An 11,897-nucleotide genomic window follows, 5' to 3' on the forward strand; every position below is an offset into this window, starting at 1 on the left:
ATTCTTAATTGATAAAATTTAAAACCACTTACATAAAAATGATAACAATATCGAAGAAAATTCTTTAAAGAACTGCTCATTTAAGTGTTTATTATTAATACCAACAGAATATGAAAAAGCCAAGAAATAATTTATATATTTAAATTATTTCAATGTATTATATTTCAAAAATAAATGTGATAAATCCTGTCTGATTCGTTTCCCGGTTTACAAACCTGTAAAGCTTAAAAGTCTTACTGCCCGCTTATTATCTTATCTTTCTTTACAGTGTCTTTATCTGAGGTTAAAGGCTGTATTATTTTAACAGGAATAGCAATAGTTCTTTGCAGCATATTTAATAAGCTGCTTCCAACTGCTGTGGGCGAAAGAGGGATTACATCAGGGTCTTCAATCTTGCCGAGAACTCTGAAAGGAATAGTTATTATATTGCCGCCTAAAATCTGGCTTACCACAGGAATATATTTAACAATCAGATCAACAGTTTTAAATGGAGAAATCAAAACCATAAGATCAGCTTTGTTATTACTGATGTCTATATTACCGGTGCAGACTATTGCCATTGAAGCACCGTCAATTATAAATTTGCTTAATACAAAATTTCCTTTTTCAAGTTTTCCCTCTATAGTGATCGTATTGTAGGCAAAGCCTTCTCCGATAAGATCAGGAATCTTGCCTCTGAATATTTCAGTAACATTAAGTAAGGCAAATATTTTTGACAAAAAACTTATCTTATGTACCCTTCCTTTTGCTGCATTGAATTTGAGTGTTCCAAACAGCAGGTTTGAAATTTCTTTTTCTTCTCCTTTTGAATAAATATTACCGTGAAGATCAAAGATACCGGTTGCAAGGTGCTTGTTGTCCGAAAAGCATTTAAGGAAAGAAGCAATATCCTGATCTTTAGCAAAAGGCTTTATTTTGAAATCCGTTTTTGATGGGCTTGTTTCAATCATGCCGCTTAATGAAATTCCACAGATATCGGCTTTTGAAATATCAATTTTTATTTTGTTTGCTCCCAATAAGATATCTGCATTAACCGGGCTTAAGGTGTAATCATCATATGTAAAATTATCAATATGTGTCCGGATAATTCCTTTAACAGGTGAAGCTTTTGTTTTTTCCGTGGCAGTGCCGGCTTTAGCATCATGCTGATTTATCAGTTTTTTGATATCCGACCAGTATAAGGATTCCGAGAAAGCTCTCATATCCAGCCGTGATCCTTCTTTTGATAATTCAATATCTCCGTCAACAGTTATATGGCTTTTGCCTGATGAAATATAGCCGTCATCAATTTTATATTTATTTTGCCTTAACCCTTTAGCCGTATAGCCTTGAGATATATTAAAACCCAACGTTATTATATTAAGCGGCTCGTTAAATACAGATTTATAATCAACAAGCATATTTTCAATTTTGCCTGCTGTTGAAAAACGCCATTTATCTGCGTTTAAAAGAGGACCATTTAAATCAAAACCATATAGTCTGGCTGTTCCTTTCTGGATATTAATACTATCGGCAACACTTTGGGTTGCCTGGAAATATGGTGTAAATAAATTAATTTCTCTGGCATCCATTGTCACTTTTTCGGATAGTATTTTAAATGGGTAATCCTTCCCAAACCCGAATATGGCAGATAGATTCGAGATAATGGTTTTTCTTAAGGCAGCATCCGTAACATTCAGATAAAGATAGTTATTGTTTTGAAAAGCATTGAATTTGAGACTTGTTATATTGATTGCTTCTTTAAAAACCGGTTTGCAATCCACTATCATAGACACTATTTTGCCGTCTGTTTTTAAGCCCCATTTGGCAGGAGCGAAAAGAGGACCGTTTATTTCAATATTATTTAAGTTAATCGTTCCGTTTCTGACGTTAAACTGTTTGTCTGAACTTTGAGCGCTTTGTAAAGGTAATATAATTTGATTTATCTCTTTGGAATCTACAGTTGTTTTACCTGATAAAATTTTAAATGCATCATCTTTATCAAATTTGAATCCGGCGGTCAGGTTTGAAACGGAAGATTTCCCGGATGTCGCATTGGCCAAGGTAAATTTAACGATGGAATCATCCAGATAAAATTTATTTCCGATAACAGTAACCGGGCTTGAGAAACGGCCGTATACTCCTTTTACTTCAAATGTTGAAACATCAACTTTTGTAGAGGAAGACCCCGCTTTATCATCGATAGTAAGTTTTCCTGCTGCTTTTCCTTCACATTTTTTTATTAAATATAATTCCTGTAAAAAATTTTTATTTTTAACAACTTGTTTAAGGATGGAAGGAAGCGGAGAAATATCGGCATGCACGAAAGTATCGAGATAAAATATATCATTACCTTCCGAAAGACCAAGTTTAAGCGTTCCGTTTTGCGCGATGGAATTTCCAAGTTTTCCTGCTGCGTTTTTTGCTTCAAGAGTTCCTCCCGAAACCGTTACATCGCCTTTTACTTCATAAAGCTCAAGCGAAGGTTCGGGCACGGATATTTTGGTGTTAACAGCGCTGCCTTTTATAAATATATTTTTGATATCTTCCAGTTCAGAAATCCGGGAGGCTTTTGCTGTTATGCTTATAGACGGAACATGCCCCTCTTTTATTACATTAAATATTGACTGGAATGTATGTAAATTTCCGGTAAGAAAAAGGACAATTCTTCCCGTTTTCTTAATATCTATATTTTTTCCTTCCAGATCAAGCTGTACCGGAGAATCAGGCGGATTTACAACATACTTTGCTGAATAAATTGATTCCGTGTTATCAATAACAAGCTTTTCAACATTAAATGCTATTCTGTCTCTGAAACTATTTATATTGCCGGAAAATTGTCTGCTTTTTAAATTAAGAATTTCATTATCTCTTTTAAGTAACAGAAGCGGTATCTGGCCATAGAATTTTAAATCGAAATTTGATGGACCTTTTTTAGATAAATTTACTTTTATACCAATTTTGGAATCATCAACCTTTAAAGCAGAATCAGGGTATAAATAATTAAAAAGCAGTTTCGGATTCAGATTAAATAACCTGATTTCTCCTTTACCTTCTGATTTATAAGAAAAATATTGACTATTGATTGATATGTTATCGCAGATATTTGATTTGGCATCCAATGCTATTTTAATCTGCTTTGGGTTCAGCTTAACGCGGGAAAATATATCTCTGAAATTGAAATAAAGACGATTTCCTGCATAAAGAGCTACATTCCCGTTTCTGATTTGAACAATAATATCAGTTTTTTCAAGTGTTCGGCTCTTAAAAAAATCTTGTAGCAGTTTATCTGCTTTTTGAATACTATCATATTTAAATAGGCCGTTTTCTCCGGAAAGTCTTTCAGGGATATCCATTTTTATAGCAGGATCATCAAGATAAAGTTTATATATATTAACATTTCCGGTAAAAAGAGGCCAGATTTCAGGATATGCTTTGATGTTGTTAATTTTTGCTGAAAAATTGCCGGGCGCCGATAGCGTTACATTTTTTATATCAGCGTGAAGACGTGGAAACATCATAATATCAACATATTGAAGTTTTATCTTGTAGCCTATCCTGAGAGAGACCTGCTCGACTATTTTTGCTTTAAGATATTCGGGACTTATTATGTGAGGAAGTAAAAGCGATATAACAAGAGCGATTATTAAAAGAATTCCTGTCCAGAATGTGGTCCAGAAAAACATTTTTTTAATAAATTTCATATAGTCACAGATAATTAAGTTGTAAAGTCATAGTTGCCGGTATCAAAAAAATTAATTCTATATCACAATCCGGGTTCTTAGCAACTAAGTCGAAAGAAAATCTTTTCACAACATATAACCTGAGTCAATATCCGGATATATAGGCAAATCCAAACCGCATGGATTATAATATTATAGCAATTCTCATAAATCCGTTCCGATTTTATGACAATTGCTACTATACATTGGTTCTGCGGTTGTAAATCAGCTTAAATGCATTGCTGAAGATGCTTGAATTGATAAACGATTTACTGCTTATGGTTTATTTTACTATAGGGTTTGCAATGGGTTGGGTTTCTGCCGGACCGCTTTCAAGACCGTCTTTATTCCGGATGTTGATCTTTATTTTGTTTCCGCCATAATACAATTGCTCCGTTGACCTTCGGCATCAAAAAGGTTAAAACTGGATATGGCATAGAAATATTTTTTCCCGTCTTCCAGCGGTGTTACGGCTTCACCTTTTTCAAGATATGAGTATATATAATTTTTCCCGTCTTCAAGAGGTTTTAAAGCATCCCCTTTGTCAAGATATGTGTTTGACCTGTAGTTTTTAATCGAAGCAATTTTTTTTATATTATTGCAGTCAACACCCCTGTATATATTATACCCGCCTATATCAGGGTCTTCTATAGCTGCCCATAATAACGTAACTGATTTAGCTGCGGTAACCTGAGATTGAAGGTTTTCGGGAAAACCGGGAAGGTCTTTTGTTTTTCCTTTGACTTCATTCGAGCAGCCTGATTCCTTCTTATCATCATATGCAGAGATACGATAGAAGTACTGCTTGCCATCGGATATATTTTTTTCATCGGAATAACTTGTTGTTATGCTTTCAGCAATATCAGCAATTTTTTCCCAGGATATGTTTTCAGTTTTTCTGTAAACATAATAACCGGAAGCATTTTGTACAAAGGTCCAGGAAAGATTTATTTTTCTTAACAGATTGTCTGTTACAAGAGATAATACAGGAGCTTTTGCTATAAAAACCAAAGCAGGATCGGAAAGAGAACTTTCAATATTTGAATCATCCGTGCTTGAAAGCGCATATGTATAATCTGTGCCATCTTTTAAGCCGCTTTCGTCAATAACCGTAAAAATCGAATCTGTTTGAAACATGTTTTTCGAATCAATTGTTTTTATGTTCTCCCAGTCGTTTGCACCTTTTTGCCTGTATAAATTATATCTTATAATATTAAAAAACTCCTGCCCGTTTTTAAGAGATGGAACAAACTTGATTTCAGCTCTTTTGATATAACCTTTTGCACCCATAACCAGAGGAGGATACGGGATTCTTTGCCCTGCATTCCGGATCTGTGCAATGTGAGAGCTTTTTATCTCCGGTTGATTTTCAGGTAATATTCCAATCTTATAGTAATATGACTGTCCTTTATTAATTGTGCTGTCTTTAAAAAAACAATCCGATGTTTTACCGACAAACTGGTAATGTCCATCGCTGTGTTCCGAACGATAAACATTATACGACAAGGATGAACTTTGTGTGCTTGTCTTCCATGACAAGCCGACCGAATTACCTTCATTAGCTACATTAAGGTAATCTATATCTATTGATGGAGATAATTGGGTCTCATTTACTGTTGAGGCTCCTGATGATCTTTTCCAGTTTGAAAGAGCAGTACTTACCTCTTCAGTAATTTTGGGGATTTTTTTAAGAATGGAATCGCGATCCTGAAAAACAACATTCCAGGTATTCAAAATTGTTTTGCCTTCAATATCCATCAGGTTAAGGCGGGTTACTATCATAGGTCCTTTTTTGGTTACTTCCCCGTATAGAACAAAATTTATTCCAAGCGCTATTCCGGCCTTAATCACAGCTTCTTCGGAGTTATCCAGAACGATTTCGGACCTGAAGAGCATTTCTTCTATTTCCCTTCTGGGCATCAGTTCGATACTCTTGTCGGTTTCAATAGATGAAATAAGGGTATGGAGGATTTCTCCGTTATAACCCATAGATTCGATATTCGTTGCACTAAGGTTGAAAATCGCCAGAACCTTTTTCTGTGCATACGAATAAGGAGGTGATATAAGCGATAAAACAGCTGATATAATCAGCAGGCAACACAATCTTCTCATCAATATTTTGCTCCCTATAAACTTAATGCAAAACAAACCGCCTTGAGGCTGATAAACCAGTTTCAAAACGTCCCTTCAGGCCGATCTTTTGCGTTGGGCTCAAATATTAATCCTCAAAATACTAAATGTATTCCTGTGGTTAATATTTTCGCCCGCCTTGACCTTGACCAAACTGAAACGTTTTGAAAGTAGCTCTGATAATTGTTTTTTTATGGGGCCATCAATTTTCTTTATAATTACGAAAAATATTATCAAGGTTTTCCATAGCTTTTATGGTAAGAGGAGACCCTAGAACCATTTTCATTTTCTCATCGAAAACCGCATCAACAAAACTTTCTGCAGCCTGAATTCTCTCTCTTCTTTTCAAATACTGCTCGCCATCCTGAAAATATGTTTTTTCAAGGTTATTTAAAGGTTTTAAAGCTTCTCTTCCAAGTTCGGCAACTACTTCACCTGTCATTTTCTGAAGAAGTTCGGTATCAGTTGGGATTACGAGAGGATCATATTTAACATTAGCTTCCGGCAGACCCGCGCTTGTATCGTCCTCAACTGTCTCTTTGCGTTCTATAGTTCTGACCTGGATGTTTTCTCCTGTTTTAACATCAACAATCCGAAATGAAAGCTGAACAAAACCAACCTTCTTATGATTGGAAACGGCGTAGTCTTTTTCAGTATATTTCGGCGATGAGATTTTCGCAGGAGGCGCAGACGCAAGCTGACCGTGTGTAGGATTGGGATTTTTAGTCGCCCAGTTCAGGTATTCAATATTATCCTGAATTTCTGTTCCTATCTGGTATCTTGCGGTTTTTGTGCCGTTGGAAACGGATGTTTCCACCTGGTATAATAAGACGCTTCCCATTACGGCAACATCTATGCCATATACCCGTCCCATCTCTTTCGCTGTTTGTTCGGAAACAACACCGATTTGTCCGAGTTTCATTTCTTCCAATATTGATTTCAAGTTTTCTCTTTCAAGAATCTTGATATCTCCGCTGGCGTTTTTGAACAGGTAGGTTATGAGATTATTGGCGACTATGATACCGGGATCTTTATGTTGTGAAGGACTGGAAAAATCAAATACAGCTATGGATTTTTGGACTCTTTGCCTTATCTTGTCTTCCATGGCAAGATTATTCGCAAATATTTCAGGATAATCAGGTGAAATATTCTTAAGCTTACTGTACCAGAACCAGGCAGTACCATATTTTTTCTGGTCTTTAAACCTGGTTGCCATTGAGTTTGCCTGGGCTGACAGTTCATTCCGGATGGTTCTGAATTCTGTTGCATTGGGATCAGCCACATTTTTCGATGCTGCATTATAGGTTTCAAAAGCCTTGTAATACCAACCGTCCGCCATCTGGTTTCTGATAGTTTCAACATAATATGTACCAAGTTTTTTTAATACTACCGAAATCAGCGATTTTAAGGATTCATCGTTTGGAGAATATTCCAAAGCTTTGTTATATGACTTGAGCGCTTCAGCCCAGTTCTGGTCAGAAACGGCTTTTCTGCCCTTATCAACAAAATATTCTTTGTTATCCCTTTGTTTTATTAAAACTAAAAGATTCAGGGAAGGGCTGTGATTAGGATTCAGGGAAATCGCGTCTTTGAGAATTTTTGATGCGCCTTTTAAATCATCTTTGCCAAAAAGAACCTTTGCTTTGTTATAAAAAGCCTCTGAGCCTTCTTTTGATGTCTGCTCTAAAAGCTGAGATGAATCCAAATAATTGGGTAATATCTCCTGAATCTGTCTTAAGCTTGTATTTGCCTGAACCCATTCTTCAGCAGCAAGCGAAGCCTTAGCTTCTTCGTATAAAATTTTTGTTTTTGATATAATTGAATTTTCCTGTTTATCAAGCTGTTCCGAAAGCCTTATTACAGAAGGATTATTTGGATCAATTTCCTTTGCTTTAGCCAGGTTTGCCTTAGCTGACTTTATAGAGGTAATAGTAACCGGGCCTTTAGCGTTTATGGTGTTTGATGCCAGTGAAATATAATCTGATATAATGCTTTCTTTAAGTTCGGCTAAAGCTTTTTTATACTCTGCATTGTTTGGTTCATTTGCAATAGCTTTTTCCAGATAGGAAATTGCATCACTATTTTTTCCGGCCTGGCGTAGTTTCATGCCGACTTCGAAATCCTGCTTTCCGGCAGCACAGGAAAACAAAAAACCAGCCAGCAAAAAAATCAGTCCAAAATAAATCGCCTTTTTAATCATATCCAGCCTCCGATTGCTTATTTATTCATTTTTATAATTATTTTATTTCCTTCGACTTTTTCAACCGCCGGATTAAAATATTTTCTTTTAAAATATGACATTTGCATCTCATTTAACAACTGTTCCGGCCAGCCTTTGTATTTGATATTAAATTCAGCGCATCCGTTTTTGAAACCTGCAAGGTTCATGTCAATTATTCCGCTTACATCGGATTTAAATGCATTTGATATCTCAAGAGCTTTGGCATGCGAAGGAACTTTTTTAATAATCATGTTTATATTTCTTTCGCTGTAAAGCTCTTTCTCCCACACCTTTACAAGTTTACTCCGAAGATCCGTCCAGATTGAATCGATGCAATATCTTGCTCCTTCATCAAGAACTTTGAGTTTATTTTCTCCGGGAAGAGATTTTACTGCACTTGATGTGCCTAATATCTCACCGTCATCGGGCCGGTATATGTTTGCGCTTAAGCTGATTTCATTTACCAAAAGATCCATATTCTGGTATGAAGACCGGTTCGAAGAAAGCTCAAGGGAAAGACTAATCAAAAGGCCCATCTGAGATTCCTTCTCTCTGGAATATTTAAATACAGTAAAACCGGCCTGTTCTAATTTATCGGCAAGAATGGAGGAAGATTTTTTTGCTGCCGGAAGATAATCGTTTTTCATATCTTTATCTGTGATAATGCTTATGCGGGGATTTTTCTGCCAGCTTAATACTTTTTTGAATCTGTCGAGGTCTTCAACCATTGCCGAGGTTTCAACATCTGCTTCAATTGTAACTTCAAATGTGCCTATTTCTGTTTTTTTTTCTTCGGTCACCTTTATATTTTTAAGATATCCGGCTGTACGGCTTAAAATCTGGTCTTTTATAACGACAAAATTTTCAACCGTTGTGCTTGATTCAATAGCCGAGCCGATTGCCTGTTCGAGAGCGGCTCTTTTGGCTTCATCAATGGCTTTTTCCCTGGCTATAACCTCTCTTCCAGGTTCAAAGAAGCTTACCCCTTTGGCTGTTACAATTACACCTGCTGTAAGGTTTGATGGAAACAAACATAAAATGGAAATGATTAAGAGAACCAACATATTGATTTTAACATTTTTCATAATAAAATTCCGCAGGCATAATATTGTTTAATTGTTTATATGGTACGGTTAATAAATCTCTGTTTTTGGCCAGGCACAATAAAACAGGTAATTACAAGCAATTGAAATAATTAAATTATTATATGATTGATGTTTTGCCCGAATACTGTAATAGGCAAGGGGATGGATATACAAATATCTCAAATTTCCTGCTGTTCGTCTGCCCCTCCCCCGTGCTGCGGCATAACAAACAAGAGTTATTCAAAGAAGCCAATTGTAAAACGCCCCATTTTGGCCGATCGCTGTGTTGGGCTCAAATTTTGCACGCAGTGAAGCATAGTGCTATACTCGAAATACTCTATATGTTCCTGCGGTTAAAATTTTAGCCCGCTTTGAGCTTGACCAAACTGAAATATTTTGAAACTGACCCAAAGTTCTGCATATGTTTTTAAATTTAGAATATGCCCAATTAAAAATATCGGTACGGTTTTATAAAGACTTAAGCATTTAGTTTATTATTTCATCTGCGCATGGTTAAAACCGGATATTTATAAAAGGATTAACAATAATTCGAAAATTCGTATGATTCATACTATTTGTAGCCGGATTATGTCAAGTTATAACTGGATTATGTCAAGTTAAAAAATGGCAATCAGGTTAGCAGGAACTATATATGTGGGAAAAAATACTCTGAAACCTTTGCATAATTTAAGAAATAAAACTTATCGGAGTATGGGGGTGCAGACAAATTATATTACTGTCCACATTGCTGAATTTTTTATATATTGGGAAAAATGCAAAAAATAACTTTTTACGGGTATATCAATTAGTCTAAATTATTTAATCAATAGCGCTTTCCACTTTGAATCCTTCTTTTTCCAAAGAGCCTCTGATAGTTTCCGTATCGCAGGCCGAAAGACGAAAATAATACGTTCTTTTTGATCCTTTACGGTTTGCGGTCATCCCTACACTTATTATATCGCCTCCCATTTCCTGAATAATGCGGAGAGCTTTCCTGAAAGACTCCTGGGTATCATCAACCACTACATCTATCCTTGAGCTTGACGTTAGCAGGCCCATCATATTTATGAATGCTCCTAAAATATCAGTAACCGTTATTATGCCGACAAGCTTATTTCCTTTAACAACCGGCATTCCTCCGATTTTATGATTGTATATTTTCTGAGCAGCTACTTCTATATCTTCGTCGGGACTCACGGTTATAGGGCTTTTTATTATTAAATCGTTCAGAGACAGATCTCCGATCATGGTATGCACAAGACCCTGTTTTAATACTGAAAGGGTAATAAATCCTTTCAGAGTTTTATTCTTGCCGACAACAGGTAAATGCCGGATGGAATTAACCTTCATCAGATCTATTGCTTCGGTGATCGATGAGTTTTCGGTAATAGTAATCGGATCTGGCACCATGAGAGATTCTATTTTCATATCATTCACCTTTTTCGTTGATTGCCGATTTTTTCGGCTCATAGCTGCAAAGAGGTTCCTGTGCCATAAAATCACCGGTCGCCTCATAGGCCCTTGCCCGGCAACCTCCGCAAACCCTTTTGAATTCACATATGCCGCATTTTCCTTTAAGTTTATCAAAATTTCTTAAAGAAAGAAAGACTTCAGATGAATTCCATATTGTATCAAATGGATTCTTTGTAACATCACCGCAATTAACATTTAAAAATCCGCAGGGCTGAACAATACCCATATGTGAGATAAAACAAAAACCTGTTCCGCCAAGGCATCCTCTGGTAACTGCATCCAGACCGAAAGATTCAAAATTGACTGATTTGCCTTCCTGTTTTGATCTTTGCCTTAGAATACGGTAATAATGCGGGGCGCATGTTGCTTTAAGCTGCAAAGATGTTTTATTCCGCTGATCATAAAACCAGTTTAAAGTTTTCTCATACTCATCGGCTGAAATTTCATGTTTGAGGATATACTTTCCCCTGCCTGTTGGGACAAGCAAAAATATATGGTGTGCAACAGCGCCAAGGTCTTCAGCAAGCTTTTGGATTTGCGGGATATATTTTAAATTAAGGGCGGTGATTGTAGTATTAATCTGGAATTCAAGCCCTGCATCTTTGGCAAAACCGATACCACGCATAGCTGCCTCAAAAGCGCCCGGTACACCTCTGAAACTGTCATGAATCTCTTTTGAGGGTCCGTCCAGACTTATGCTTATCCTTTTTATCCCGGAATCGACCATTTTTTTTGCTATAGGGCCTGTTATCAGCGTACCGTTTGGAGCCATTACCATTCTCAAGCCTTTTTTTGTCCCATAGGCTGCGATATCGAAAATATCGGGCCTTAGCAAAGGCTCTCCCCCTGTAAGTATAACTATAGGATTTCCTGCAACTGCTATTTGATCAACAAGTTTAAAGGAAGCTTTAGTATCAAGCTCTCCTGTATAGGAAGTATTTAATGCGGAAGCACGGCAATGAATGCAGGCAAGATTGCAATTTCTTGTAATCTCCCATGCAACAAGACGCAGGGAAGAAGCATTACTATCTTCCCCCGGAGGTTTGTGGTGATGTGGTTTATCGTTCATGGCTTAAGATCCGTATACCGAAAAGTGAACAGCAAATATCAAAGTCCTTAAGCAATTTCGCTGTGTATTATTCTATCGAGCCACTTTCAAAACGTTTCAGTTTGGTCAAGGTCAAGGCGGGCGAAAATTTTAACCACAGGAATACATTTAGTATTTCGAGGATTAAAATTTGAGCCCAACGCAGAGATCGGCCTAAATGGGACGTTTTGAAACTGGCT

At 36.6% G+C, this 11,897-nt stretch carries 6 protein-coding genes; all 6 read right to left on the bottom strand.

Annotated features, from left to right (window positions below):
* Nucleotides 1-233: 233 nt before the first annotated feature.
* Nucleotides 234-3,683 carry a YhdP family protein gene (locus tag VXK47_RS00880; RefSeq protein ID WP_435546888.1) on the bottom strand — a complete coding sequence of 1,150 codons (3,450 nt, stop codon included), beginning with the start codon at nt 3,681-3,683 and terminating at the stop codon, nt 234-236.
* Between the two features lie 381 nt (nt 3,684-4,064).
* Complete coding sequence (locus VXK47_RS00885) at nt 4,065-5,813, bottom strand: hypothetical protein (protein WP_435546889.1); 1,749 nt, start codon at nt 5,811-5,813, stop codon at nt 4,065-4,067.
* A gap of 220 nt (nt 5,814-6,033) precedes the next feature.
* Complete coding sequence (locus VXK47_RS00890; RefSeq protein ID WP_435546890.1) at nt 6,034-8,031, bottom strand: CsgG/HfaB family protein; 1,998 nt, start codon at nt 8,029-8,031, stop codon at nt 6,034-6,036.
* 17 nt (nt 8,032-8,048) lie between these two features.
* Nucleotides 8,049-9,137: a hypothetical protein gene (locus tag VXK47_RS00895; protein ID WP_435546891.1), complete on the bottom strand. Its 1,089-nt coding sequence runs from the start codon at nt 9,135-9,137 to the stop codon at nt 8,049-8,051.
* 819 nt (nt 9,138-9,956) lie between these two features.
* Nucleotides 9,957-10,565, bottom strand: coding sequence for a CBS and ACT domain-containing protein (locus VXK47_RS00900; protein WP_435546892.1), 609 nt, complete (start codon nt 10,563-10,565; stop codon nt 9,957-9,959).
* A gap of 1 nt (nt 10,566) precedes the next feature.
* On the bottom strand, nt 10,567-11,679 hold the full coding sequence (gene ahbD, locus VXK47_RS00905; RefSeq protein ID WP_435546893.1) for a heme b synthase: 1,113 nt from the start codon (nt 11,677-11,679) through the stop codon (nt 10,567-10,569).
* Nucleotides 11,680-11,897 lie beyond the last annotated feature (218 nt).

It is taken from the genome of Desulfobacterium sp. N47, from assembly GCF_051233685.1.
Taxonomy (GTDB): Bacteria; Desulfobacterota; Desulfobacteria; order Desulfobacterales; family RPRI01; genus RPRI01.

Bases quoted from the DNA above. Each gene is read 5' to 3' on its own strand.
- VXK47_RS00895 (WP_435546891.1), bottom strand. From the start codon at position 9,137: ATGAAAAATGTTAAAATCAATATGTTGGTTCTCTTAATCATTTCCATT.
- VXK47_RS00885 (WP_435546889.1), bottom strand. From the start codon at position 5,813: ATGAGAAGATTGTGTTGCCTGCTGATTATATCAGCTGTTTTATCGCTT.
- ahbD (WP_435546893.1), bottom strand. From the start codon at position 11,679: ATGAACGATAAACCACATCACCACAAACCTCCGGGGGAAGATAGTAAT.
- VXK47_RS00890 (WP_435546890.1), bottom strand. From the start codon at position 8,031: ATGATTAAAAAGGCGATTTATTTTGGACTGATTTTTTTGCTGGCTGGT.
- VXK47_RS00900 (WP_435546892.1), bottom strand. From the start codon at position 10,565: ATGAAAATAGAATCTCTCATGGTGCCAGATCCGATTACTATTACCGAA.
- VXK47_RS00880 (WP_435546888.1), bottom strand. From the start codon at position 3,683: ATGAAATTTATTAAAAAAATGTTTTTCTGGACCACATTCTGGACAGGA.